The sequence below is a fragment of the Candidatus Dadabacteria bacterium genome, assembly GCA_009837205.1.
Taxonomy (GTDB): Bacteria; Desulfobacterota_D; UBA1144; order Nemesobacterales; family Nemesobacteraceae; genus Nemesobacter.
On record VXTZ01000007.1, the window covers coordinates 65694 to 90564 of the forward strand.

General features: G+C 47.3%; 26 protein-coding genes. 23 read left to right on the plus strand and 3 right to left on the minus strand.

The features are described from left to right. Positions 1–92 precede the first annotated feature (92 nt). Positions 93–1202 carry an amino acid ABC transporter substrate-binding protein gene (locus F4Z13_01080; protein MXZ47839.1) on the minus strand — a complete coding sequence of 370 codons (1110 nt, stop codon included), beginning with the start codon at positions 1200–1202 and terminating at the stop codon, positions 93–95. Between the two features lie 311 nt (positions 1203–1513). Between F4Z13_01080 and F4Z13_01085 the strand changes: the two genes are divergently transcribed. Then, the gene (locus F4Z13_01085; protein MXZ47840.1) at positions 1514–2113 is read left to right on the plus strand and encodes a CoA pyrophosphatase; all 600 of its coding nucleotides are present in this window, start codon (positions 1514–1516) and stop codon (positions 2111–2113) included. 113 nt (positions 2114–2226) lie between these two features. Further along, complete coding sequence (locus F4Z13_01090) at positions 2227–2586, plus strand: hypothetical protein (protein ID MXZ47841.1); 360 nt, start codon at positions 2227–2229, stop codon at positions 2584–2586. Between the two features lie 113 nt (positions 2587–2699). Here the strand turns inward: F4Z13_01090 and F4Z13_01095 are convergent, their stop codons facing one another. Beyond that, positions 2700–2909: a hypothetical protein gene (locus F4Z13_01095; protein MXZ47842.1), complete on the minus strand. Its 210-nt coding sequence runs from the start codon at positions 2907–2909 to the stop codon at positions 2700–2702. A gap of 120 nt (positions 2910–3029) precedes the next feature. Here F4Z13_01095 and F4Z13_01100 point away from each other — a divergent pair, with 120 nt between their 5' ends. From F4Z13_01100 to purD, 7 genes are all read left to right on the plus strand, one after another. Then, entirely contained in the window at positions 3030–3461 is a 432-nt protein-coding gene (locus F4Z13_01100) for a single-stranded DNA-binding protein (GenBank protein MXZ47843.1), read from the plus strand. 30 nt (positions 3462–3491) lie between these two features. Further along, positions 3492–4877, plus strand: coding sequence for a UDP-N-acetylglucosamine diphosphorylase/glucosamine-1-phosphate N-acetyltransferase (glmU, locus tag F4Z13_01105; protein MXZ47844.1), 1386 nt, complete (start codon positions 3492–3494; stop codon positions 4875–4877). A 1-nt stretch (position 4878) separates the two neighbouring features. After that, positions 4879–6708 carry a glutamine--fructose-6-phosphate transaminase (isomerizing) gene (gene glmS, locus F4Z13_01110; protein MXZ47845.1) on the plus strand — a complete coding sequence of 610 codons (1830 nt, stop codon included), beginning with the start codon at positions 4879–4881 and terminating at the stop codon, positions 6706–6708. Positions 6709–6858: 150 nt separating this feature from the next. After that, positions 6859–8571 (plus strand): SAM-dependent DNA methyltransferase, encoded by a 1713-nt coding sequence (locus tag F4Z13_01115; protein MXZ47846.1) that lies wholly within the window; start codon positions 6859–6861, stop codon positions 8569–8571. Next, entirely contained in the window at positions 8561–9877 is a 1317-nt protein-coding gene (locus F4Z13_01120) for a restriction endonuclease subunit S (protein ID MXZ47847.1), read from the plus strand. The genes F4Z13_01115 and F4Z13_01120 overlap by 11 nt, the downstream gene beginning before the upstream one ends. Beyond that, a complete protein-coding gene (locus F4Z13_01125) occupies positions 9874–12834 on the plus strand; it encodes a type I restriction endonuclease subunit R (GenBank protein ID MXZ47848.1) in 2961 nt (986 codons plus the stop codon). The genes F4Z13_01120 and F4Z13_01125 overlap by 4 nt, the downstream gene beginning before the upstream one ends. Further along, positions 12831–15680, plus strand: coding sequence for a phosphoribosylamine--glycine ligase (gene purD, locus F4Z13_01130; GenBank protein ID MXZ47849.1), 2850 nt, complete (start codon positions 12831–12833; stop codon positions 15678–15680). The genes F4Z13_01125 and purD overlap by 4 nt, the downstream gene beginning before the upstream one ends. Positions 15681–15711: 31 nt before the next feature. On the opposite strand, the gene F4Z13_01135 is transcribed toward purD, so the two are convergent. After that, complete coding sequence (locus F4Z13_01135) at positions 15712–15954, minus strand: hypothetical protein (GenBank protein ID MXZ47850.1); 243 nt, start codon at positions 15952–15954, stop codon at positions 15712–15714. A 65-nt stretch (positions 15955–16019) separates the two neighbouring features. On the opposite strand from F4Z13_01135, the gene F4Z13_01140 reads away from it, so the two are divergent. From F4Z13_01140 to F4Z13_01205, 14 genes are read left to right on the plus strand one after another with little or no spacing between them, the layout of a single operon-like run. Then, positions 16020–16391 carry a 30S ribosomal protein S12 gene (locus F4Z13_01140; protein ID MXZ47851.1) on the plus strand — a complete coding sequence of 124 codons (372 nt, stop codon included), beginning with the start codon at positions 16020–16022 and terminating at the stop codon, positions 16389–16391. Between the two features lie 17 nt (positions 16392–16408). Further along, the gene (gene rpsG / locus F4Z13_01145; GenBank protein ID MXZ47852.1) at positions 16409–16879 is read left to right on the plus strand and encodes a 30S ribosomal protein S7; all 471 of its coding nucleotides are present in this window, start codon (positions 16409–16411) and stop codon (positions 16877–16879) included. A 17-nt stretch (positions 16880–16896) separates the two neighbouring features. Continuing rightward, positions 16897–18981: an elongation factor G gene (fusA, locus tag F4Z13_01150; protein MXZ47853.1), complete on the plus strand. Its 2085-nt coding sequence runs from the start codon at positions 16897–16899 to the stop codon at positions 18979–18981. Positions 18982–19019: 38 nt separating this feature from the next. Beyond that, entirely contained in the window at positions 19020–20204 is a 1185-nt protein-coding gene (gene tuf, locus F4Z13_01155; protein MXZ47854.1) for an elongation factor Tu, read from the plus strand. Further along, positions 20204–20524: a 30S ribosomal protein S10 gene (rpsJ, locus tag F4Z13_01160; protein MXZ47855.1), complete on the plus strand. Its 321-nt coding sequence runs from the start codon at positions 20204–20206 to the stop codon at positions 20522–20524. Before tuf ends, rpsJ begins: the two co-directional genes overlap by 1 nt. Positions 20525–20527: 3 nt before the next feature. Continuing rightward, positions 20528–21172, plus strand: a complete 645-nt coding sequence (locus F4Z13_01165) for a 50S ribosomal protein L3 (GenBank protein MXZ47856.1) — start codon at positions 20528–20530, stop codon at positions 21170–21172. Next, positions 21159–21779, plus strand: a complete 621-nt coding sequence (gene rplD / locus F4Z13_01170; protein ID MXZ47857.1) for a 50S ribosomal protein L4 — start codon at positions 21159–21161, stop codon at positions 21777–21779. Before F4Z13_01165 ends, rplD begins: the two co-directional genes overlap by 14 nt. Then, positions 21776–22063 (plus strand): 50S ribosomal protein L23, encoded by a 288-nt coding sequence (locus tag F4Z13_01175; GenBank protein MXZ47858.1) that lies wholly within the window; start codon positions 21776–21778, stop codon positions 22061–22063. The genes rplD and F4Z13_01175 overlap by 4 nt, the downstream gene beginning before the upstream one ends. A 2-nt stretch (positions 22064–22065) precedes the next feature. Beyond that, complete coding sequence (gene rplB, locus F4Z13_01180; GenBank protein ID MXZ47859.1) at positions 22066–22908, plus strand: 50S ribosomal protein L2; 843 nt, start codon at positions 22066–22068, stop codon at positions 22906–22908. A gap of 15 nt (positions 22909–22923) precedes the next feature. Beyond that, a complete protein-coding gene (gene rpsS, locus F4Z13_01185; GenBank protein MXZ47860.1) occupies positions 22924–23202 on the plus strand; it encodes a 30S ribosomal protein S19 in 279 nt (92 codons plus the stop codon). Positions 23203–23221: 19 nt separating this feature from the next. Further along, on the plus strand, positions 23222–23560 hold the full coding sequence (locus F4Z13_01190) for a 50S ribosomal protein L22 (protein ID MXZ47861.1): 339 nt from the start codon (positions 23222–23224) through the stop codon (positions 23558–23560). A gap of 1 nt (position 23561) precedes the next feature. Then, complete coding sequence (gene rpsC, locus F4Z13_01195) at positions 23562–24254, plus strand: 30S ribosomal protein S3 (protein ID MXZ47862.1); 693 nt, start codon at positions 23562–23564, stop codon at positions 24252–24254. Then, the gene (gene rplP, locus F4Z13_01200) at positions 24241–24663 is read left to right on the plus strand and encodes a 50S ribosomal protein L16 (GenBank protein MXZ47863.1); all 423 of its coding nucleotides are present in this window, start codon (positions 24241–24243) and stop codon (positions 24661–24663) included. The genes rpsC and rplP overlap by 14 nt, the downstream gene beginning before the upstream one ends. After that, positions 24663–24869 (plus strand): 50S ribosomal protein L29, encoded by a 207-nt coding sequence (locus tag F4Z13_01205; GenBank protein ID MXZ47864.1) that lies wholly within the window; start codon positions 24663–24665, stop codon positions 24867–24869. The genes rplP and F4Z13_01205 overlap by 1 nt, the downstream gene beginning before the upstream one ends. Positions 24870–24871: the final 2 nt, after the last annotated feature.

A 24871-nucleotide genomic window follows, 5' to 3' on the forward strand; every position in this document is an offset into this window, starting at 1 on the left:
CAAGGAAACGGTGGAGTCCCTTTATTATCGAATGCTCGGTTTTTTCTGTATCTCCTGGACTCTCCGGATAACCGGCGTGAGAAGATATCGATTCACGGAGCGTTACGCTCCGCCCTCTCAAGAAAAATCCGCGGATTCTCATGCCACTGCGCAAAGCCTATGCTGCCGCCGTCCGTAAGGCAGTTTATCAGCTTGTCCATTATCCCGCGCAAACTGTCGCCTTCCGGCGTATGGGGATAGCTGAAAGCAATGTCCTCGGAATTGTCCCGGTCAACGGCCGTAACCCGCAATTCTCCGTTGGAATTGTCGGCCGCGTGCTGGTTGCCGACCTCGCCCCGGGCGACGGCGTCCACCGCGCCGTCGGTTACCGCCTCAATCTGCTCGTTCTCGGAGGAGAAGTATTGAATCTCGGGGATGTCGTCGCCGGGCCCTACCAAGCGCTTGCGGGTTTCAATGCCCGGCGTTGTCGTTGACTCGGAAGCTGTAATCCTGTGGCTCTGTTCCTCCGTCGTCAGTGTTGAGTCGTCCTCAAGCGTGATGATCGTACCTGGCCGCAGGTAGCCTCGGGCATCGGCGATTTCGGCAAGCTGCAGCAGGCGGCTCTCTCCGGTCGTGCCCTTCAGCAGGCCGACGGTGTGGGAGCTGACGAGGTCGTCGTGGCTGTTAATGCTGGATTCGTTGCGCACCAGCAATGATTGAAATATCTTCACGTGGCCATCGCCGAAAGTAATCAGGGGTTTTTCCCTCTCGCGGTCGCCCTGAGCATAGCGTCGGTCCGGCAAGACTGTAATCCCGCCTCCAACCATGTCGAAAGGGTTGTGGGGGTCGGCGGCGCTTAGCAGCCAGATGCCGGAGAACTCTTCACCGATACCGATGGGCCTGAACTGAAGCCATTCCCCGCTTAATTCGTTGACCGCTTCAATTAAGGAAGGCTCGTAGCCAAGCGGACGATGAAACGCCGGGTCGCTGCGGTCCTGGGTATCCGCATAGCTCATCGGCTCAAAATCGGTATAAAAGCCATAAACGACATTTCTCGGGTCGGACGCCAGATCATTGATCACGCTGCCCACATCCGCGCAAGCGGCGTCAACCGGCTTGGGGTCACTGTCGTTACCGCCACAGCCCGCTACAAGCAGGACCAGGCCGCAAAAGACGACAAGCGGCAGATGATTGCGAGTGGTCTCCAGTATTGAACAGATCATTCTTACGTCTCTCGCACTTCGGGATTTCGGCCTCCGGAAAGATAAAACGCCTGAAGGTAGCTTAGCGAAAAAAATGGAATATTCAATCTGTCAATGGCTATGTCGCGCGAATCGGAGGTCCAAACTTCAGATTGTCCGGGTGAACAGAGATTCGATCGGGAAGGCCTGTTTTCGCTGAATTGATAATTCCCTGTTTTTTTTCATCCAAACCTGGGGCCCTTTTTATGGAGATGTCGTTTTCATTCAGGCGAGGGATAGCGTACCCTAAGGTGGGGAAAGGGTGAAGCTTAGCGGTTGATAGTTCTCTTTTCTTGATGGACGTGATGGACATTCGAGAAGAAATAAGAAAGGTCTTGGATCCTCCGGGGACCCTCCTTGATCCAGGTGGGGAATTCTTGGCATCTGCCGTGCTGGTTATGCTCTGCGAGCGGGGCGGAGATTATGGAATATGGTTTATAAGAAGAACCGAATACAGGGATGACGCTTTTTCAGGTCACGTGGCCTTTCCGGGGGGAAAGAAAAAGCAAAGTGACGCGACTCTTGTTGATACGGCTTGCAGGGAGGCTGGAGAGGAGCTTGGTTTTGACGCCGGGAAGGAAGTAGAGATTCTCGGGGAAATGGATTTCGTGCGTCCCTACACTCCTTCTGTCAGACAGTATGCGGTAAAGCCTTTTGTAGCGATGATAAATGACGAAGTGGGGTTTGTTCCCAATTATGAGGTATCAGAATTTTTCTGCGTCCCGGTTTCCCACTTGGTTAACCCAGAAAACAGAGATGTAAGGGAAAGAAGACGTGATGGGAAGACAATAGATGATTACGTGTTTGCTTACCGCAATCACATAATATGGGGACTTACGGGGAGAATACTTAATGAATTCTTCAAGAAAACTTCGGCGTGTCTCACGATGTGAGATAATATCGGGAGTTTTTCATGCATCCTGATTCCTACTTCAAACTTTCATTTGTGTCAGTTGTTTGAATCTAACTAACATAAACCATGAATTACGTTAGTTGAGAGTTTTTCATGGAGAAGAAAAAGCGCATTGGCGCATATCTCAGAAGTTCAGTTGTAGAGGAAGAGTATTATGATTCCTATATTCCCAAGCCTCTGCCACCTGAACCGCCTCTTGACATGAGAGAACTCTACCCTTTGCTTGATCAGGTAAATGCGGCGCTGGGACGGCTTGACGGAATGAGTGCGGTTTTGCCTGACACGTCACCTCTTCTTTATCTGAGTCTCTATTTCAAAGTCAACCGTCGGGCTTACTACGATCACCTGCAATTCGTGAGAGAAACCGGAGATTGGGAGGAATGGATTGAGTTTTTTCTGGAAGGTGTGGTTGAGACAGCTGGTCAGGCAATGGAAACGGCAAAGGCTGTTTAAGGATCTGTTCGAAAGGGATAAGACTCGCATTGAGGTGTCCGGCAGGTCGACTCCCGGGGTCTTAAAGATACATGATCGCCTCAAGCGCTTCCCCGTCAGTAATACGACCGGGATCAAAGAGTTTTGCGGAGTTTCGCTGCCCACTGTGTTTCGCTGCCCACTGTGCTTCGCTGCCTGCTGTGCTTCGCTGCCTGCTGAGTCTTGAATTCCTGGGGATTGTAAAAGAGATTGCGGGCAAGGACCGCCGTAAAATCTTTGTTTACGAAGAGTATCTTGATATTCTCAACCGGGGTACCGAACCGATTTTTTAGCCTGTTGCTCATGTGGAATCTTTTTCCTGATCTTATAATCTGGGTGTGACCCTTTTCCCGAAGTTGTATTTAAATCCGACGGATATTCATGTAGAATTCCACGGAATCCAAAAACGGCGGTGACCAAGACTCATGGCAGCGGTTAACAAGGCTATAATACTCGGCAATCTGGGAAGGGACCCCGAAGTAAGATATACGCCTGACGGAATGGCGATTACTACTTTTTCGGTTGCCACAACGGAAAAACGCAAGGACAGGGACGGAAATTCCCAGGAACAGACCGAATGGCACAGGGTAGTGACGTTCGGCAGGACGGCGGAGGTATGCGGCGAGTACCTTTCCAAGGGAAGCTCGGTTTACGTGGAAGGTTCAATCAGGACCCGATCGTGGGATGACAGGGAAGGCAACAAAAGATACACGACCGAAATTGTCGGGAGGACGGTTCAGTTTCTCTCCCCCAGAGGGGAAGGCGGAAGGCAGAGCCGCTCCGAGGCGCCTCCGCCCGAGGATGATTTTGCCTACGAAGAGGGCACTGGTATGACGGACGACGACGTCCCGTTCTGATTTTTGAGTTTTTACTGACACGTTAAGTCTATGTCTCTGGCCGTTATAATCTTGGCGGCGGGCAAGGGAGTCCGCATGAATTCGCAACTCCCCAAGGTGCTGCACCCAATCTTGAAAAAGCCCATGTTGCGCTATGTCCTTGAGACGGCGCAGAAGATGGAGCCTGAGAAGATAGTGCTTGTCCTGGGATATGATTCGGAGCTTGTGAAGGAGGAGGTCTCGGATTACCCGGTGGAGACGGTCATCCAGGAACCGCAGCTTGGAACCGGGCACGCGGTTTTGTGCTGCGAGGATTCATTTCGGGATTTTTCCGGGGACATTCTCATACTAAGCGGAGATGTTCCCGCAATAAGTTCTTTTTCTCTGCGCGAGTTTACGGATTCTCACGTGAAAAACGGAGCGGACCTCTCATTAATGTCCACTCTGGTGGAGGAACCCGACGGATACGGGAGAGTATTGAGGAATGCCGAAGGGGAAGTGCTTCGCGTGGTTGAGGACAAAGACGCCACGGCTGACGAGAAGAAGGAAAACGAGATAAATGCAGGCGTTTACTGCGTGAATTCCTCCTTTCTCTGGGAGAGCCTAGGCGGACTTAGCAGTGAAAACAGCCAGGGGGAATATTACCTGCCAGGAATTGTGGATCTCTGCATTTCCCGCAAACGCAGACTTTTGGCTTTTAGCTTGGCGGATCCAAAGGAGGTGTCCGGAGTGAACAGCAGAGAGCAACTCGGCGAGGCGGAAAAAACCATGAGACAGGCAATAAACCGCCGCCACATGGGAAACGGGGTTACCATAGAGGATCCCGAAACCACCTACATATCAGACTCTGTCAGCATAGGGAGGGATACAACCGTGTGTCCCAATACCTATATTTACGGCGAAACCAGTATAGGCGATGGTTGTCGCATAGGACCGTCTGTATACATTGAAGGTTCACGTATAGGAAACAATGTCGAGATAAGGTTTTCTTCGTATCTTACGGGGTGTGAAGTCGAAAACGGCGTAGTGATGGGTCCTTTCTGTCACCTGCGGCCCGAAGCTAGGATAAAAGACGGGGCCAAGATCGGCAATTTCGTTGAGATAAAGAAGTCAGAAATAGGGGTTGGCTCCAAGGTCCCGCATCTTTCCTACGTGGGAGATGCCGATATCGGCGACGGAGTTAATATCGGTGCCGGAACCATCACCTGCAACTACGACGGGGTAAACAAGCACAGAACCGTGGTCGAGGATCGCGCTTTCATAGGAAGCGACACCATGCTTGTTGCGCCGATCAGGGTTGGAAAAGATGCTACTACGGCCGCGGGTTCCACGATAACGAAAGATGTTTCCCCGGGTGCTCTGGCCATAGAACGTGCCGGGCAGAAGGAAATAACCGGCTGGGCGGAGAGAAAAGGGGTAAAGAAGAGGAGATCCTGAAATGTGCGGAATAGTGGGATATGTGGGAAGTTCGGATAGAACCAAAAGCGTTCTCTGCGAAAGCTTGGGGAGATTAGAGTACAGGGGTTACGATTCTTCCGGGATATGCTTTGTCGAAAACGGCCGTTCCCGCGTCATAAGAAGCAAGGGAAAACTTGAAAATCTTTTCACCAAGCTAAAAGACTGCGAAGTGACCTCTTCACTCGGCATCGCTCACACCAGATGGGCCACCCACGGCGATCCCTCGGAGCGAAACGCCCACCCTCAGGTATCCGGTCCGATAAGCGTAGTGCATAACGGAATAGTGGAGAACTACCCCGAGCTTAAGGAGGAACTTGTTGCCGCAGGTTATGAATTTTGCTCCGATACCGATACCGAAGTCATCTCCCATCTGATCCGCGATTTTACGGAAAAAGGAAACTCCCTTCTTGAGTCAACGAGAAAAGCCTTTGAGAAAATAGAGGGCTCTTACGCCGTGGCGGTCATGTCGGATACAGAACCCGGGAAAATAATCGCCACCAGGCGTTTCTCTCCTCTTATAATAGCGCGCAGCGGAAACGAATGTTTTCTGGCTTCAGACATCCCTGCGATTCTGCCCTACACGAGGGAATTTATTTTCCTTGAGGATAACGATTTCGTGGTTCTAGAAGAAAACGGCATTTCCGTAACCGACGCCGTCGGCAATGACGTTAGCAGAGACCCGACGGTTGTGGACTGGGACCCTTCGGTAACCGAGAAGTCAGGATATCGCCATTACATGCTGAAAGAAATTTTCGAACAGCCCGCGGCCATCTTCGATACGCTTCGGGGGAAATTCACGACGGACATGAGGAAAGTGGTTTTTGAGGACTTGGATCCCTCGCTTTTGCGAAACACGCAAAGAATTATTATCGCGGCCTGTGGCACTTCCTACCACGCTGCTCTTATAGGGAAGTACATGATAGAGGAAGTCGCGGGAGTGAACACTCAGGTGGAGCTTGCATCGGAGTTTCGACACCGAAATCCGGTCGTTGGCCCCGACAGCCTTTTTATCGCGGTTTCTCAGTCGGGCGAGACTGCGGACACCTCGGAAGCGCTTCTAAAGGCCAAGGAACTCGGTATGAACTCAATCGGAATAACGAACGTTGCGCTGAGCAAAATCTCAAGAGAGTCTGACTGCGTCATAGCTACAAAGGCGGGACCTGAGATCGGGGTTGCCTCCACAAAGTCTTTCACGACGCAGGTAATGGCGTTCTATCTTCTTTCCGTATATCTCGCGATTTCAAGGAAGACGGTTGATTCAAAAAGGGCTAGGCAGCTGATAGCCGATGCCATATCGGTTTCAAAACTTCAGCAGGAAGTTCTTGGGCTCGATGAACGTCTCAGGGAGCTTTCAAGAGATTTTTACGGTTACAGGAATTTTATATATCTGGGCCGGGGAATTAATTACCCCGTGGCTCTTGAGGGAGCACTTAAGCTCAAAGAGATTTCATACATCCACGCCGAAGGATATGCCGCCGGGGAGATGAAGCACGGTCCCATAGCTCTTATAGACAGGAACATGCCCGTTGTGTTTATAGCTCCGGAGGAAGATGTATATTACAAAAAGCTCCTTGGAAATTTTCAGGAGGTAAAGGCCAGGGGAGGGCGAATAATTTTCATAACGTCGGATAGAGAGCTTCGACTTCCCGACGAAAGGGACAGGAAGATAGTGATTCCGAAAAGTTCTTATCTTGTAAGCCCGATGGTATCGGTTATCCCCGTTCAGTTCATGGCTTACCACATAGCCAATATTCTGGGGACAGATGTTGATCAGCCAAGGAATCTGGCCAAGGTTGTCACGGTTGAATAGTTCTGACTCGTAAACAACCGGCTTTTGTCTTTGATTCTCGTGTATCAAGCTCAACAAAAAAGGGGTTATTTTATTTCTTAGAGTTGTGACAACCATTGTATACTTGATAGCTGGAAGGGCAGTTTTTAATGTGTGGAGGAGTTTGTAAATTTGAACAATATTAACAGTCTTTCATCTCTGATTTGGTCTTCTGCTGACGATGTGCTGCGTGGTCTTTTCAAACCCAGTGAATACGGACGAGTCATCCTTCCGTTTGTGGTTATGAGACGTCTTGACTGTGTTCTCGAATCCCAAAAGGACAAGGTTTACAATCTTTACGATTCTTATAAGAATAAATTGTCCGACCCGTCCCCCGTTATCCTTAAACAAGTCGGATTACCCTTCTTTAACTATTCCAAATACGACCTGACGCGAATCAAGAGCGATCCGAACAATGTGCTAATGAATTTCAACAACTACATTCAGGGATATTCACCAAATGTTTTCGACATCATCGAAAACTTTTCGATCGACCCTTTAGTTGAGAAACTTCATAAGCACAAACGTCTTTATCTCCTGATAGACAAGTTCACTGAATTTGATCTTCATCCGTCAGTCATTGACAACCACCAGATGGGCTTGGTCTACGAAGAACTGCTGCGCATGTTTTCTGAGATGTCCAACGAGGAAAGTGGAGATCATTTCACCCCTCGGGACGTGGTAAAACTGTTGGTGTCATTCGTGTTTGGCGGAGACAGAGAAGATCTTCAAGGTGAAGGAAAGATTCGATCAGTTTTTGATCCTTGTTGTGGTACTGGGGGTATGCTGACTATCGGCAAGCAATGGGCTCACGAGAATATCAACTCAGACCTTAAGATTGATCTCTACGGACAGGAACTCAACGATGTTACCTATTCGATTTGCAAGTCAGACTTCCTAATGATGAATGAGAACCCGGACAACATTCATGGGCCGTGTTCCTCAATTTCTGATGACCGTCTCCAAGGCCGTAAATTCGACTACATGATCACCAATCCACCATTTGGCGTGAGTTGGAAAAGTGAAAAAATTTTTGTTGAGGAAGAAAAAAAAGATCCTAACGGCCGGTTTTTTGTCGGAACTCCAAGGGTCTCGGATGGATCCCTGCTGTTCCTGCAGCACTTGATCCACAAGATGAATCCAGAAGGATCTCGCATAGGAATTGTTTTTAACGGATCACCGCTGTTTACGGGTGACGCCGGGAACGGCGAATCCGAAATACGTAAGTGGATCATTGAGAATGACTGGCTTGAATGCATTGTCTCTCTTCCTGACCGAATGTTTTTTAACACTGGAATCACTACTTACATCTGGATTGTTACCAATAAAAAATCGAGGGCTCGGAAAGGTAAGGTTCAACTGATTGATGGAACATCATTCTCTACCGGGATGAAGAAAAACCTTGGAGACAAAGGCAAGTATATGTCGGATGATCAAATTCAAACCTTGTTCGATGTTTACCAATCAAACAAGGAAAGCAATTTTTGTAAGATCTTCCCGAATGAACATTTCGGATATACAAAAGTCGTTGTTGAACAGCCATTAATAGAAAACGGCAATATCAGAACCGACAAAAAAGGCAACCCGAAACCTGATACCAAAAAACGGGATAGCGAACGAGTACCTTTGAATCAAAATGTGGATAAGTATTATAAAAGAGAAGTCCAGCCACATCTTCCAGATTCATGGATGGACCGATCTAAAGATAAAATTGGCTATGAAATCAACTTCACCAAATACTTCTATGAATTCAAGTTCCTGAGACCACTTGAACAAATCACTCAAGACCTGAAATCTCTTGACAATGAAATCAAACAGTTATCTGTGGAGATAATTGGTGAATAGATATTCGGATCACACGGATACAGGTATCGAATGGATTGGCGATATTCCAAGTAATTGGAACATAAAACCGTTATTTGCTCTACTACAAGAAAATAAGACCAAAAACATCTTTAAAAACGAGAATGTCCTTACTCTTTCTTATGGACAAATAAAGTTAAGAGATTTGTCCAAGAATAGAGGTCTCTTACCCGAAAATTTTGAAGGGTATCAGGTTGTAGAAAATGGATACATAATTATTCGATCAACAGATTTACAAAATGACAAGAAGAGTTTAAGAGTGGGTCTTGTACGTAACACTGGAGTTATTACTTCAGCATATCTTGGTTTAATTCCCAGCAAAGAAATTTCCCCGGACTTTACTTACCAATATCTAAATATGTGTGACTTAAAAAAGGTGTTCTACGGTCTAGGAGGAGGATTACGTCAGAGTTTGAGGTTTGACGATTTTAAACGGTTTCCTTTATTGGTTCCGCCTCCCCATGAGCAAACTCTGATCTCCAAATACCTTAACAAGAAAACCTCACAGATCGACTCTCTTATTGAGAAAATTGAACGAAAAATCAAACTTCTCAAAGAACAAAGAACTTCGTTAATCAATCAATGTGTCACAAAGGGATTAAATCCCGATGTTGAGATGAAAGACAGCGGGATTGAGTGGATGGGGGAAATACCACGTCACTGGAAGGTAAAAAGACTAAAGTACTTTAGTTCTGTAGAGTTGAGTAGTGTAGATAGACATATTGTCGAAGATGAGATCCCAGTTGATGTTTGTCACTATACGCAGGTTTATAAAAACGAAAAGATTAATAAAACAACCGAGTTATCAAAAGGAACTTGTACACCTCAAGAACTGAAAAAGTTTTCACTGTTTAAGGGAGATATACTACTGACCAAAGACTCTGAATCCCCCGACGACATTGGCATCCCTACATTAATTGAAGAAGAGTTAAAAGATACTGTCTGCGGATACCATCTGTGCCATATCCGCGTCTTGAAAAAAGAAATGAATCCAGAATTTCTATACCGTTTTATTGAGTCAACAATGATCCAAAAATATTTCTCAATAAGTTCTAATGGTGTTACTCGGTTTGGCCTCGGGAAACCTATAATAGAAAATATGCCTGTTCTTTTACCTCCACCTGTGGATCAACAAACCATCGCTGACAAAATCAACAGGTTTTCTACCTTGGTGTTATCAACTATTTCCAAAGAGACTAACCGCATTGAACTCCTCAAAGAGTACCGACAGTCCCTAATCTCAAATGTTGTCACTGGCAAGATAAGAATTACAGAAAAAATGATATGAGTGACTTGAAACCCATAGAAGAAAAGTTTGAAGACCATATTGAAAAACATCTCAATTCAATTGGTTATAAATCTTGCCATTTCTCAGAATATAACCGCTCTCTGTGTCTCATCCGCGATGATCTGCTTGAATTCATCAAGACCACACAGCCGGACAACTGGAGCAAGCTAGAGGAAATCTATGGAATCGACACGGAGAACAAAATCCTCTCACGCATTTCATCCGAAACCTCAAGAAGAGGAATTATTGATGTTCTTCGGAACCCCGTTGTCGATCGAGGTGTCTATCTCACTCTATGCTTTTTCCAACCCAAAAGTGACCTTAATCCCGATCATCAAAAACTCTATCAACAGAATAGATTTGCTGTTGTAAGACAACTTCATTATTCAAATCAGAACGAGAACTCAATTGATATGGTTCTCTTCTTAAACGGTCTTCCGCTGATTACGATGGAACTGAAGAACCAGTTGACAGGACAGAACATCGTTCACTCCCAGAATCAGTATAGAAACGACAGGGACCCAAGAGAACATCTGCTCCGGTTCAAACGATGCGCCGTTCATTTCTGCGTAGATAACAACGCAGTCTCGATGACTACCAAGCTGGAAGGTGAAAAAACTTCCTTCCTCCCCTACAACCGGGACCTGGAAAATCCACCGGTAGAGAGTGGATACAGAACCAAATATCTCTGGGAAGACATGCTGGCACCGGACTCGGTTCTGGACATTCTTGAGAACTTCGTCCATGTATCCCAAGAGAAAAGATATTTCTTCAACGAAAACAAACAAAAAATTGATGCAAAAACATCTGAAGTTCTCATCTTTCCCCGCTACCATCAACTCGACCTTATAAGGAAATTCAGAAATCAGATAAAAGAGGACGGAACGGGTAAGAACTACCTTGTTCAGCACACCACCGGTTCGGGCAAGTCATACTCGATCGGCTGGCTGGCGCACACATTAACTTCCCTTTACCGTTCAAAAGATGATAAAAAGCGGATGTTCGACACCATAGTCGTCGTGACCGATAGGACGGTTCTCGATGATCAGTTAAGAAACACCGTCCGGTCGCTTGAGAAAACCGCCGGAGTCGTAAGTGGCGTCGATAAAGATTCCGGGCAACTGAAGGCTTTTCTCGAACAGGGTAAAGACATAGTAATTTCCACGATCCAGAAGTTTCCTTTCATCTCGGAAACAATCTCCTCATTGGGCCACAGGACTTTCGCCGTCATAATTGACGAGGTTCATTCGAGCCAGAGCGGCGAACTCTCAAAAGAACTTAAAAAATCTCTCTCTAAAACAGGAGATGATGACGACGAGTTTGACTACGAGGAGATGTTAAGACAGGAGATTAAAAACCGTGGAAGACAGAACCACATATCTTTCTTCGGGTTCACCGGAACTCCCAAAGACAAGACTTTGGAACTTTTCGGAACCAAGACCGAAGATGGAAAATTCATACCGTTCCATATTTACTCAATGTACCAGTCAATCCATGAAGGCTTCACCCTTGACGTTCTTCAGAATTACACGACTTACAAGCGATATTTCAAGATAAAGCAGGTAAGAGACAACGAGATGGAGATTCCCGTATCCGAGGGCAAAAAAGAACTCGTCAGATACGTGGATTCCCATGAACAGACGATCCGCTACAAGGTCAATATCATGCTGGATCACTGGATCAACAAGGGGTCGAAGGAGATCAGGGGTCAATCAAGAGGCATGATTGTCACCAGGTCACGGAAGCAATGCGTACTTTACTTCAAGGAAGTAAATGCCCAACTTAAGCAGCGAGGAATCAGCTACAGGTCTCTGGTTGGATTCTCGGGCGAAGTGACTCTGGACGGTGAAAAATACACCGAGCATTCGCTTAACCATACAGTAGAACATCAAGGCGACATCCCTCTTGGGTTGAAGAATCCTAAATTCCGCCTTTTGATCGTGGCGAACAAATTCCAGACCGGGTTTGACGAACCGCTTGTTCAGTCAATGTATGTCGATAAGATTCTCGGAGGAGTTCAGTGCGTACAGACTCTCTCAAGGCTTAACAGGACCACTTCGGGCAAGACGGAAACTTTCGTGCTGGACTTCGTGAATACTCCCGATGATATCCGAGAGTCCTTTCAGACATTCTATCAGTCAACGATCCTTGAAGGCGAAACCGATCCTAATCGTCTCTACGATATACAAAGAGAAATCTACAATTTCCATTTATATACGCATGAAGACGTAAATCGCTTCTGCCAAGTCTTTTATGACCGAAACCGCGATGAAGGGGATCTGCATCCGGTTCTTGACGGGGTAGTTGATCAGTTCAAGAAAATTGAAGACAGGGAACTAAGAGAAGATTTCCACTCGAAAATCCAATCGTTTATCCGGATGTACGGATACCTGTCCCAGATAATAAACTTCACCGATATTGAGCTTGAAAAATCGTTTGTATTTTTCAAATATCTGAACAAGAAACTTCCGAAGCGTGAATCTGAGAGATTCGACATCAGCGATACCGTAGATCTCGATTCGCTTCGCATACAGAAGATCCATGAGAGTGTCGGGAAACTTGAGAAAACCGATACTTCTCTCACCCCTCCCGAGTTTGAAGGAGGTGCTGTCTCTGAGCCGGAATTTGATCTGCTTTCAGAAATCATAACCCAGGTGAACAGGCTTTATGGAGTGAACCTTACGGAGGAAGACAGGCTTGATCTGTTCCGATTGCGGAAACGTTTAAACGACGATGCCGAGGTGGCAAAGTACATGAATGAGGATAATACTGAAGAGAACAAGAGAAATTTCTTTGCAAAACAGTTTGACAGCATGCTGATTGACTACGTAAATGAGAGGTTTGATTTCTACAAGAAAGTAGGAGAAAACCAGTCAATCAAGAACATGATATGCCAGATGCTTTACTCCGGCTATCAGCAAGACAGACCATTGATGGTACTGGGAGATTCCGAATGAAAGTACTTGTCGTAGGAGGCGGGGGAAGGGAACACGCTCTCTGCTGGAAAATAAGCCAAAGCCCTCTTGTGGAGAAAACCTACTGTGCTCCCGGAAACGCCGGGATAAGCCGCCATGCCGAGTGTGTGGCTATCGGCGTCGGAGATTTTGATTCGCTTGCGCAGTTCGTCAAGAAAGAGTCGGTGGATCTTACGGTTGTCGGTCCCGAACAGCCTCTTTGCGAAGGAATAACAGATTTTTTTGAAAAAGAGGGTCTTTTGGTCTTTGGTCCCTCTAAAGCCGCGGCGGAGCTTGAAGGAAGCAAGAGTTTCTCAAAAAACCTGATGAAGAAATACGGAATTCCAACCGGAGAATATTCCGTGTTCACCGATATCGGACAGGCGATTGCCAAGGTAAGGGAAAGCGAGCCTCCTTTTGTGGTGAAGGCAGACGGTCTCGCGGCCGGCAAAGGCGTTATCATATGCGCTTCTCAAGTGGAGGGCGAGGATGCGCTTCGTTCAATGATGGAGCGTGCAGCGTTCGGCGAGGCAGGGACTAAGGTCGTGATAGAGGAATTTCTTGCGGGCGAGGAGGCTTCTTTTTTCGCCTTTACCGACGGGGAAACCGTACTTCCTCTGGAGCCTTCTCAAGACCATAAGCCAATTTTTGACGGAGACAAGGGGCCGAATACAGGAGGCATGGGGGCTTACACTCCTGCCCCCGTGGTTACCGACCAGCTTAGGCAGAGAATAATTGACGAAGTCATGGTTCCAACCGTCCAAGCGATGAAATCCGAGGGGAGAACTTACAGGGGAATTCTCTACGCTGGACTGATGATAAAGGACGATGACCTCAAGGTGCTTGAATTCAACTGCCGCTTCGGTGACCCCGAAGCCCAGCCTCTTCTTATGAGAATGGGATCGGACATCGTTCCTATTCTTTATTCAATAGCCCGTGGCGAGATGAAAGCGGATCCCATAGAATGGAAAGACGGCTTCTGTGTGTGCGTAGTCATGGCTTCAAGGGGCTATCCCGGAAGTTATGATAAGGGGGTTGAACTTAAAAAACTAAAGGATTTTAAAGACACTAGCGAGACAGTAATTTTTCATGCCGGAACTGCTTTTTCTGGAGATAAACTCGTTACAAGCGGCGGAAGGGTTCTCGGAGTCACTTCTTTCGGTAGTACTATAGAGGAATCCATACAGAGTGCTTATGAGACCGTCAATTTCGTTTCCGATGAAAATCTGGTTTACAGAACGGATATAGGAAAGAAAGCGCTTTTGCGCATTGCAAACCAGAAACTTAATCACAAAATACAGAAGATTTTAGATAAATGTAGCAAAGGAAAATATATTTTTCGCGGCGAAAAAGAGTGTTATGACAAAGTATCTTCAAACTTATACAGATATTATAGCGAATTGTATAAAACTAGAGGGCAGCCCCTTGATAATAATTTTCCTGTCTCAAAATTAGAAAAAGAGATTGTTGACAGAGCAAAAAGGCACATTCGTCTTGACGCTCCAAATATTGAGGTTCTGACACAATTACAACATCATGGTGGGAAAACCACCTTGATCGACTTTACTAAGAATATCTATGTTGCTTTGTTTTTTGCCTGTAATGGAAGTTTTGATAAAGACGGCAGGATAGTCTTACTCAGTACATCCGGAATACCAGAACAAACCGATATTGATTATGAAAAGGAGAATGAATACACGATAGTTCGTCCCACAAGTAAAAACCCGCGAGTTGTTTTCCAAAATAGCATATTTCTTCACGTCACTAAGGGGTTTATGGAAACAGGCAAATATGAAATCTTTAAAGTTGAAAAAGATTTAAAAAAAGAATTCCTAGATTATTTACGTCAATACTTTGGTATAGAAAGCGAAAGTATCTACAATGACATACAGGGCTTTATTGAGAATCAGGAGAATTACCCGGATGCGGAAGCAGAATTTTATCTAGGAGTAATGCGCCATGATGAAGATTTATTTGGTAAAGCCGTAACACATTACAACGAAGCCGTAAGATTAAAACCTCAATTCGCCGAAGCGTATTTCAACCGCGCAGTTGCAAAGGCTGATCTGAAAGAAGTAGAAGAAGCTATTAGGGATTATGACCAAGCTATAGAATTGAGGCCTGAATTTGTTAAGGCATATGTTAACAGAGGTAATATGAAGACTCAATTGGGTAAATTTGAGGAAGCTGTTGAAGATCTTGATCAAGCATTAAAACTAAGCTCCGAACATGTCGAAGCGTATACAAACCGCGGTTACACGAAAACCCTCTTGGGCAGGCTGGAAGAAGCTATTAAAGATTACAACCAAGCTATAGAATTAAAGCCTGATAACGAGACATATACTAATCGAGGTTCTGCAAAAGTTGCTTCGGGGTGCCCAGAAGAAGGTATAAAAGATTTCGACAAAGCTATAGAACTGAATCCCAAATCCGCCAGAGCATATTATAATCGAGGGCTTGCCAGACTTTCCATGGGTAATCCGGAAGAAGCCATAAGAGATTTTGACAAATCTATAGAATTAGATCCTAAACATATGGAAACATACATCAATCGAGGCTCCATGAAAGTCGTTTTGGGCAATTATGAGGAAGCTATAAAAGATTTTGACAAGGCTGTAGAGCTAAGTCCCCTACGCGCTGGAGGATATTTCAACCGAGGCAATGTTAAAGTCCGCTTGGGCAACTATGAGGAAGCTATAAAAGATTTTGACAAATCTATAGAATTAGAACCCTTATCTGCGGAAGCATATTACAGTCGAGGCAAGGTCAGAACTCACTTGGGCTATGAGAAAGAAGCTGGAAAAGATTTCGATAAAGCAAAAAAGTTAGATCCTGAGAAGTATTCATAATAATTTCGGTGAGTACGGTCTGAAACTGAATTCATTGGTTCACAAAACCGATTTCTAAACGATGGGCCAAAATAGTTAAGTCTTTCTTCACCAACGACCCCAAGCCTAAAAAATCTTTCGAGAAAACCGAAAAAGCAACCATTTTTCCGCAAAGCATTATAGCTTGACTAGCATCGTATATAGCCCCGAAAATTTTTTGTTGAAAACCTGTTTTCTTTCTGTAATATAGTCCTTCCCTCGATTTGGGATTTAGCGGTTTTTTCCGTTTTTTCATTTGACATCCGTCCGTTATAAAGCTTATAATAATCGGATTACCCAAATTTGGGAGAGGATGATTTTATGCCTACGATAAGCCAGTTGCTTAACAAGGGAAGAGAGACGGTTAAGAAGAAAAGCAAGGCCAGAGCTCTTCAGAGATGTCCCCAGCGAAGGGGGGTTTGCGTGAGGGTTTACACCACCACTCCAAAAAAGCCTAACTCCGCGCTTAGGAAGGTCGCTAGGATAAGGCTTACAAACGGCATAGAGGTCACAGGATACATACCCGGAGAAGGACACACGCTGCAGGAGCACTCCGTTGTGCTAGTCAGGGGGGGCAGGGTGAAAGATCTTCCCGGAGTTAGATACCACATAGTCAGGGGAACTCTTGACTCAACTGGAGTTGAAAACAGAAGAAACGGGAGATCCAAATACGGAGCCAAAAAGCCTAAGTAACAGGCGGGAAGCAGCAGATGCCGAGAAAAGGTAGGGTAGCAAGAAAAAAACTGGCTCCGGATTCCAGAACTGGAGATCCGATAGTCGCCAAGTTTATAAACAGCCTGATGTACGACGGCAAGAAGAGCAAGGCGGAAAAAATCTTCTACGATTCTCTTGACAAGATAAGCGAAAAAACCGGAAAGGACCCGCTTGAAGTGTTTCACGATGCTCTTGACAGGGTGAAGCCCTCGGTCGAGGTAAGGTCAAGACGCGTCGGCGGAGCTAACTATCAGGTTCCCATGGAAGTGAGTTCCTTCAGAAGGCAGTCCCTTGGGATCAGATGGCTCATAAATTCCTCCCGCTCAAGATCAGAAAAATCGATGGTAGACAAGCTTTCTTCGGAAATAATTGACGCCCATAACAACAGGGGCAATGCCGTGAAGAAGAAAGAGGATATTCACAGAATGGCCGAGGCCAACAGGGCCTTTGCCCACTACAGGTGGTAATTCCCCGGAGGATTAAGGTGTCAGAACAGATATTCCCCATAGACAGGGTGAGAAACATCGGAATTGTTGCTCACATAGACGCTGGCAAGACCACCACTACTGAAAGAATACTTTTCTATACTGGCATAACCTACAAAATCGGCGAGGTGCACGAAGGCGCGGCGACCATGGACTGGATGGAGCAGGAGCGCGAAAGGGGCATCACCATTACTTCCGCTACCACTACGTGTTTCTGGAAGGACTGCAGGATAAACATCATAGATACTCCCGGCCACGTTGATTTCACCATAGAGGTTGAAAGATCGCTCAAAGTGCTTGACGGGGCAGTGGTTGTGTTTGACTGCGTCGGAGGAGTCGAACCTCAGACCGAGACGGTTTGGGGACAGGCCGACCGGTATTCAGTTCCAAGAATGTGTTTTGTGAACAAGATGGACAGGGTCGGGGCGGATTTCTACAAGGTCGTGGACCAGATAGTTGAAAGGCTTAACGCCAATCCCGTGTGTCTTCAGATTCCCTGGTTTGACGGCGACGACTTCACCGGAATAGTTGACCTGATAAGGATGAAAATGGCGGTCTGGGACGGGGAAAGCCTTGGGGCCAAGTTTGAATTCATAGATATTCCCGAGGACACCAAGGAGCAGGCGGCCGAGTACAGGGAGAAACTTATAGAAGCCCTCTCGGATAACGACGAGGAGATAATGGAGCTTTATCTCGACGGGGAGGATGTCCCCGAAGAGATGATCCGGAAATCCATAAGACGACAGACAATCGACGCGACCATAGTCCCGGTTATGCTGGGATCGGCTTTTAAGAACAAGGGAGTGCAACTCCTGCTTGACGCCGTTGTGGAATACATGCCTGCTCCCGTGGATCTGCCACCGGTAAAAGGCATTCATCCCAAAACCGATGAGGAAGTCGAAAGAAACCCCGACAAAGAAGAGCCCTTCTCCGCGCTTGCGTTTAAGATCATGTCGGACCCGTTCGTCGGCCAGCTTACCTACCTCCGGGTTTATTCAGGCAAACTGAAATCAGGCACCATCGTCTACAATTCGTCCAATCTTAAGAATGAGAAAATCGGAAGACTTCTTCGCATGCACGCGGAAAAACGCGAGGATATAAAAGAGGTTGAGGCCGGCGGTATAGCGGCTGCGGTTGGGCTTAAGAACACTCTTACGGGCGATACCCTGTGCTCGGATTCAAATCCCGTCATACTTGAGAGTCTTCATATCTCGGACCCGGTAATTTCGATTGCAATAGAACCTAAGTCAAACGCCGACCAGGAGAGACTCGGTCTCTCGCTTAGCAAGCTTGCAATGGAGGATCCTTCCTTCAAGGTGAAAACCGATGAGGAGACCCGTCAGACGGTAATTTCCGGCATGGGGGAGCTTCACCTTGAGATAATCGTCGACAGGCTTAAAAGGGAATTCAAGGTAGATGCGAACGTAGGGAGGCCTCAGGTTGCTTACAGAGAGACGATAACCGACACTTCTCAAACCGAAGGGAAGTACATAAGACAGACCGGTGGGCGTGGTCAGTACGGCCACGTGAAGATAAGGGTGGAGCCTCTTGAGAGGGGTGAAGGATTTCAGTTCCACGATCAGATAAAGGGAGGGGTGATTCCCAAGGAGTTTATTCCCGCGGTGGAGAAAGGAATAGTCGAGGCCATGGATACTGGAGTTGTCTCCGGGTATCCGGTTGTCGACGTGGCGGTCACTCTTTACGACGGTTCTTTTCACGATGTCGATTCCTCGGAGATCGCTTTTAAGATCGCCGGTTCCATGGCATTTAAGGAGGCGATTCATAAATCTTCTCCGGTTGTGCTTGAGCCCGTAATGAAGCTTGAGGTGGTTGTTCCCGAAGCTCACATGGGAACTGTCATAGGTGATCTGAGTTCAAGGCGCGGAAGAGTAAGCAGTACGGAAATGAGAGGTGCTATGCAGGCGGTAAAGGCGGAAGTTCCGCTTGGCGAAATGTTCGGTTACGCGACCCACTTGAGGTCAATGACCGAAGGCAGGGGATTGTTCACTATGGAATTTTCCCATTATTTCGCCCTGCCCGCCAACATAGCCGAAGAGTTAAAACAGGCAGCCAATGTCAGCTGATATTTTTATGTTCTTTTTAACAAGGAGGTCAACGAGAGATGTCTAAGGCGAAGTTTGAGAGGGGGAAGCCGCATTTAAACATAGGTACGATAGGCCATGTGGATCATGGCAAGACTACTTTAACGGCGGCGATAACGAGCATACTGTCAAAGCGAGGGCAGGCGGAGTACGTGGAGTTTGACAACATAGACAAGGCGCCAGAGGAGAGGGAGAGGGGGATAACGATAAACATAGCGCACGTTGAGTATGAAACGGACATCAGGCACTACGCGCACGTGGACTGTCCCGGTCACGCTGACTACGTGAAGAACATGATAACGGGGGCTGCGCAGATGGACGGTGCTGTGTTGGTGGTGAGCGCGCCTGACGGGCCTATGCCTCAGACAAGGGAGCACATACTGTTAGCAAGGCAGGTAGGGGTGCCGTACATAGTGGTGGCGCTTAACAAGGTAGACATGCTTGATGACGAGGAGTTGCTTGAGCTTGTGGAGCTTGAGATAAGGGAGCTTCTAAGCGAGTACGGGTTTCCAGGGGATGACATACCAGTGGTTAAGGTAAGCGCGCTTAAGGCGATAGAGGGAGATGAGGGGGCGGCAGAGCAGGTAGTGGAGTTAATGAATCAGATAGACAGTTATGTTCCGGAGCCCGAGAGGGACATGGACAAGCCGTTTTTGATGGCGATAGAGGATGTGTTCACGATATCGGGGAGGGGCACGGTGGTAACTGGGAGAGTGGAGAGGGGTAGGATAGTAGCTGGGAACGAGATAGAGATAGTGGGGTTTAAAGATACGACGAAGACTGTGGCTACGAGTTTGGAGATGTTCCGCAAGATACTTGACGATGCGCAGGCTGGGGACAACGTGGGAGTGTTGCTGAGGGGTACGGGGAAGGATGAAGTGGAGAGGGGGCAGGTGTTGAGTGCTCCTGGGAGCATAAAGCCACACAGGAAGTTCAAGGCTGAGGTGTACGTATTGAAGAAGGAGGAGGGGGGAAGGCACACGCCGTTTTTCCCTGGGTACAGGCCTCAGTTTTATTTAAGGACAACGGACGTGACAGGGGCGGTGATATTGCCTGAGGGGGTGGAGATGGTGATGCCAGGGGACAATGTGGGCATGGAAGTGGAGTTGATAGCACCGGTGGCGATGGAGGAGCAGTTACGTTTTGCGATAAGAGAGGGTGGAAGAACAGTAGGGGCAGGCGTAGTAACGGAAATCATTGAGTGATGAGTAAGGCTTCGAAGATAAGAATAAAGCTTAAGTCTTTTGACTACAGGCTTCTTGATAATTCAACGGAAGAAATTGTCGATACCGCCAAGAGAACGGGTGCGAGAATAGCCGGCCCGGTTCCGCTTCCTACCAGTATAAACAGGTACTGCGTGCTGCGCGGTCCTCACGTGAACAAGAATTCAAGAGAGCATTTCGAAATAAGAACGCACAAAAGACTTGTAGACATACTTGAGCCTACACAGCAGACAATAGATGAACTTATGAAACTAAACCTTGCTTCGGGTGTGGAAGTGGAGATAAAACTAACGGGTTCGTAAAAAATGATTCAGGGAATTATAGGAACAAAAAAGGGAATGACCGAGTTTTTCAACGATGACATGGTCAAGGTCATTACTACGGTAGTTGAAGCGGGTCCGTGCTTCGTGGTTTCGAAAAAAACCAAGGACTCAGACGGCTACGACGCTGTTCAGCTCGGTTTTGGGGAAGTAAAACCCCAGCGGCTCACGCGTCCCATGAAGGGACATTTCACAAAAGCCGGAGTGAACCCTACTGCGAAGCTTAAAGAGTTTTCCGCCACGGTTGATGATTACGAGGTGGGGGACTTGGTAAAAGTTGACATTTTCAAGGTTGGAGATGTTCTAGACGTCACGGCTAAAAGCAAGGGAAAGGGATTCGCCGGGACCATAAAACGTTACAATTTCTCAAGGCAGCCAATGTCCCACGGCGGCATGGCCCACAGGAGACCCGGCTCCATAGGACAGGCATCATCTCCGGCCAAGGTGTGGAAAGGGTTGAAAATGCCGGGGCGAATGGGTGGAAAGAATGTAACAGTTCAGGGCGTCAGGGTGGTTGACATAGATGTTGAGAGAAATCTTCTTTTCGTAAAGGGGTCGGTTCCGGGCCCGGTGGGAGGAACGCTTTTTCTCCGGCACACGTCAAAGGGGGCGAAAGATGCTCCAAGTTGACGTATATGACATCGCCAGGAAAAAGGTGGGGACAATAGAACTTCGCTCCGAAATATTTGAAGCTCCAGTGAAAAAGCACTTGCTCCATGAAGTAGTCAATTGGCAGCTTGCCAAAAAAAGGGCCGGAACCTCGTCCACCAAGACAAGAGCTGAAGTCCGAGGCGGCGGAGCAAAGCCATGGAAGCAGAAACACACAGGACGCGCAAGGGCGGGATCCAGGCGTTCCCCGATCTGGCGCAAGGGTGGAGTAGTTTTTGGACCGAAACCGAAAGACTGGTCTTACTCGATTCCGAAAAAGGTGAGAAAAGGGGCACTTGTTTCCGCTCTCTCAAGCCGTTTCGGCGAAGGTGCCATAGTTGTGCTCGACAGTTTTGAGCTTCCGGAGATAAAGACTAGGCAGGTGGCGAAATTCATGAAGGATTTTGAATTTTCCCAAGCTCTTGTGATTGTCAGTTCGGATAACGAGAATCTCCACAAGTCGGCAAGGAACATACCTGACGTAAAGGTGCTCAGGGATGACGGGCTTAATGTATACGACCTTCTCAGGCACAAGAACATAGTCATGGTGCGGGATTCGGTTGAAAAAATCCAGGAGAGACTATCATGAAAGATCCCCGTTCGGTCATAAAACTTCCTGTGATTACCGAGAAAAGCACAGAAGCCAGGGAAGACGGCTGGTATGTTTTTTCCGTAGACAGAAGATGCAACAAAAAGGAGATACAGGATTCCGTCGAGAAGATTTTCGGCGTCAAGGTGGACAAGGTGAGAACCCTTGTGCTTCCTGGAAAAAGGGTGAAAAGATTCGGCAGGGTCGTAGGAAAGAGGTCAGCGGTTAAAAAGGCTTACGTTAAGCTCAGAGAGGGAGAAATCAACCTGTTTGAGGGAGTTTGATCATGGGAGTAAAAAAATACAATCCCACATCTCCGGGAAGAAGGTTCATGTCCGGGTTTGATTTTGAGGAGGTAACCTCAAAAAAGCCCCACAAATCCCTTACGGTTTCTCTTAAAAAGAACTCAGGACGCAACTCGAATGGAAGGATTACCAGCTTCAGGAAAGGCGGCGGTCACAAGAAACGCTACAGAATAATAGACTTCAAAAGAGACAAACACGGCATACCCGCCAGAGTTGTCTCGCTGGAGTATGATCCGTATCGCTCGGCTAGAATTGCTCTTCTGTCCTATGCTGACGGTGAAAAAAGATATATCATAGCCCCTGCCGGCCTTAAAGTGGGTGATGAACTAAATTCCGGACCCGGGGTGGAAGTTTCAAACGGAAATGCTCTTCCCATAGAGAATATTCCCGTGGGTACGGTTATTCACAACATAGAAATGAGGCCCGGAGGCGGAGGAAAGCTGGTTCGTTCCGCAGGTTCGGCAGCGCAGATTGTCGCAAAAGACGGTAACTATGCCCAGATAAAACTCGCTTCTGGGGAAATAAGGCTGATTCATCTTCGGTGCATGGCTACCGTGGGAAGGATCGGAAACGCCGAGAACGAGCTTATAGTCTGGGGGAAGGCGGGGAGGTCCCGTCACAAGGGCATAAGACCCACGGTTCGCGGGGTGGCGATGAATCCAGTTGATCATCCCCATGGCGGAGGAGAAGGCAAGGCGACCAAGGGAAACCCTCATCCTGTTTCTCCTTGGGGATGGATTACGATAGGAAAGAAGACGAGAAACAACAAGAGAATGGACAAATATATAGTTAAGCCGAGAAGGGTTGGCTACGGAATGGATTAATCGCGGGAGCTTCAGATGGCAAGATCAAGCAAAAAGGGACTGTATGTGCACGAAAAGCTTATGAAGAAAGTTGAGCAGGCACAGAGTTCCGGGAGTCAGAGAATCATCAGGACCTGGTCAAGAGCTTCGATGATAATACCCGAGATGATAGGAATGACTTTCGCGGTTCACAACGGAACGAGGTTTATTCCCGTGTTCGTGTCTGAACAGATGGTAGGACATAAACTGGGCGAGTTTTCTCCCACGAGGACTTACCATGGTCATGCGGGTGATAGAAAAGCTAGAAAAAGATAGTAACGACGAGAGATAGCAGATGGTTTCTAAAGCAGTACATAAATATGCCAGAGTGTCGCCGAAGAAGGCTAGGGTGGTTCTTGACCTCATAAGGGGAAAAAGCGTGGAGGAAGCTTCCTCGATTCTGCTTTCCGCTCGCAGGAGGGTCTCGCCGCTACTCTCTAAGCTGCTTAAATCGGCTGTGGCCAACGCCTCTGAGAAAGGATACAGCGACATCGACTCCCTTTACATAAAGGAAGTCTACGCAACCCAGGGTCCGACACTTAAGCGTTTTAGGGCCAGGGCGATGGGAAGGGCTTTTGCCCGTAAAACCAGGATGAGTCATATAACGATAGTACTTGAACAGAGGGGATTCTGAATTGGGACAGAAAATTAATCCTATAGGACTTCGTATTGGAATAACCAAGTCATGGGATTCCAAGTGGTTTGCCGAGAAACAGATGTACAGGACTCTGCTCAAAGAGGATATAGACATCCGTAACTATGTGAAGAAGACCTTTTATCAGGCGGCCATATCGAACATTGAGATTGAAAGGGCCGCGGCGGACAAGGTCAGGATTCTAGTGTATGCGGCAAGGCCCGGGATCATCATAGGAAGAAAGGGTCAGGAGATAGAGCAACTCAAGAAAAAGCTCCAGCAGATGACCGGAAAAGGCATATTTCTTGACATAAGGGAAGTAAAGAGACCCGAAACCGATGCCCAGCTTGTTGCTGAGAACCTTGCCCTTCAGCTTGAAAGAAGGGTTGCATACAGAAGGGCCATGAAAAGGGTGCTTTCATCCTCTATCCGAGCCGGGGTTCTAGGAATAAAAGTCATGGTTGCCGGGCGTCTCGGCGGAGCCGAAATAGCGAGAAGGGAATGGTACAGGGAGGGAAGAGTGCCCCTCGGTACGCTCCGTGCGGATCTTGACTACGGGGTTGCCGAAGCGTCAACCACCTACGGAGTGATAGGCGTAAAGGTCTGGATATTCAAAGGCGAGATAATACAGAAAAAGACTAAAGAGAGAGCAGGTGAAATTCCTGAGAGTGTAGATACCGATGCTTCAGCCTAAGAAGACAAAGTACAGAAAACAGTTCAAGGGAAGAAACCGAGGAGCGGCGACCCGGGGAACGACGTTCGCCTTCGGCGACCTTGCGCTTCAGACGTTGGAAAACGGGACGATTACCTCAAGGCAGATAGAAGCCGCCCGTATTGCGATCACAAGACACGTGAAAAGGGGAGCAAATCTCTGGATAAGGATATTCCCCTATAAACCTGTTACCAAGAAGCCTGCAGAGACCAGAATGGGAAAGGGAAAGGGGGATGTGGACAAGTACGTGGCGCCAGTAAAAAGAGGACAGTTTCTTTACGAAATATCGGGAGTAAGCGAAGAACTTGCACGCTCAGCCTTAAGGCTTGCTTCCTATAAGCTTCCTCTTAGAACCAGGATAGTGTCCAGAAGCGAGGAGGAATTTATCTGATGGCAACGAACGCGGAAGAACTAAGAAACCTCACGCCCGAGGAACTGAACAAGCGCCATCGTGATGCGAATGAAGAGCTTTTCAATGTCAGAATACAGGTCGCCACTGGACAGAACCCCAACAATGCGAGGGTAAAGCAGCTGAGAAGGGAGATTGCGAGGATACTTACCATAAAAAAACAGCGGGATACGGCTTCGGGGAGTTAATT

Coding starts and splice junctions, on each gene's coding strand:
- F4Z13_01080 (MXZ47839.1), bottom strand. CDS start 1,202: ATGATCTGTTCAATACTGGAGACCACTCGCAATCATCTGCCGCTTGTC.
- F4Z13_01090 (MXZ47841.1), top strand. CDS start 2,227: ATGGAGAAGAAAAAGCGCATTGGCGCATATCTCAGAAGTTCAGTTGTA.
- F4Z13_01095 (MXZ47842.1), bottom strand. CDS start 2,909: ATGAGCAACAGGCTAAAAAATCGGTTCGGTACCCCGGTTGAGAATATC.
- F4Z13_01100 (MXZ47843.1), top strand. CDS start 3,030: ATGGCAGCGGTTAACAAGGCTATAATACTCGGCAATCTGGGAAGGGAC.
- glmU (MXZ47844.1), top strand. CDS start 3,492: ATGTCTCTGGCCGTTATAATCTTGGCGGCGGGCAAGGGAGTCCGCATG.
- glmS (MXZ47845.1), top strand. CDS start 4,879: ATGTGCGGAATAGTGGGATATGTGGGAAGTTCGGATAGAACCAAAAGC.
- F4Z13_01125 (MXZ47848.1), top strand. CDS start 9,874: ATGAGTGACTTGAAACCCATAGAAGAAAAGTTTGAAGACCATATTGAA.
- purD (MXZ47849.1), top strand. CDS start 12,831: ATGAAAGTACTTGTCGTAGGAGGCGGGGGAAGGGAACACGCTCTCTGC.
- F4Z13_01135 (MXZ47850.1), bottom strand. CDS start 15,954: ATGAAAAAACGGAAAAAACCGCTAAATCCCAAATCGAGGGAAGGACTA.
- F4Z13_01140 (MXZ47851.1), top strand. CDS start 16,020: ATGCCTACGATAAGCCAGTTGCTTAACAAGGGAAGAGAGACGGTTAAG.
- rpsG (MXZ47852.1), top strand. CDS start 16,409: ATGCCGAGAAAAGGTAGGGTAGCAAGAAAAAAACTGGCTCCGGATTCC.
- tuf (MXZ47854.1), top strand. CDS start 19,020: ATGTCTAAGGCGAAGTTTGAGAGGGGGAAGCCGCATTTAAACATAGGT.
- rpsJ (MXZ47855.1), top strand. CDS start 20,204: ATGAGTAAGGCTTCGAAGATAAGAATAAAGCTTAAGTCTTTTGACTAC.
- F4Z13_01165 (MXZ47856.1), top strand. CDS start 20,528: ATGATTCAGGGAATTATAGGAACAAAAAAGGGAATGACCGAGTTTTTC.
- rplD (MXZ47857.1), top strand. CDS start 21,159: ATGCTCCAAGTTGACGTATATGACATCGCCAGGAAAAAGGTGGGGACA.
- F4Z13_01175 (MXZ47858.1), top strand. CDS start 21,776: ATGAAAGATCCCCGTTCGGTCATAAAACTTCCTGTGATTACCGAGAAA.
- rplB (MXZ47859.1), top strand. CDS start 22,066: ATGGGAGTAAAAAAATACAATCCCACATCTCCGGGAAGAAGGTTCATG.
- rpsS (MXZ47860.1), top strand. CDS start 22,924: ATGGCAAGATCAAGCAAAAAGGGACTGTATGTGCACGAAAAGCTTATG.
- F4Z13_01190 (MXZ47861.1), top strand. CDS start 23,222: ATGGTTTCTAAAGCAGTACATAAATATGCCAGAGTGTCGCCGAAGAAG.
- rplP (MXZ47863.1), top strand. CDS start 24,241: ATGCTTCAGCCTAAGAAGACAAAGTACAGAAAACAGTTCAAGGGAAGA.
- F4Z13_01205 (MXZ47864.1), top strand. CDS start 24,663: ATGGCAACGAACGCGGAAGAACTAAGAAACCTCACGCCCGAGGAACTG.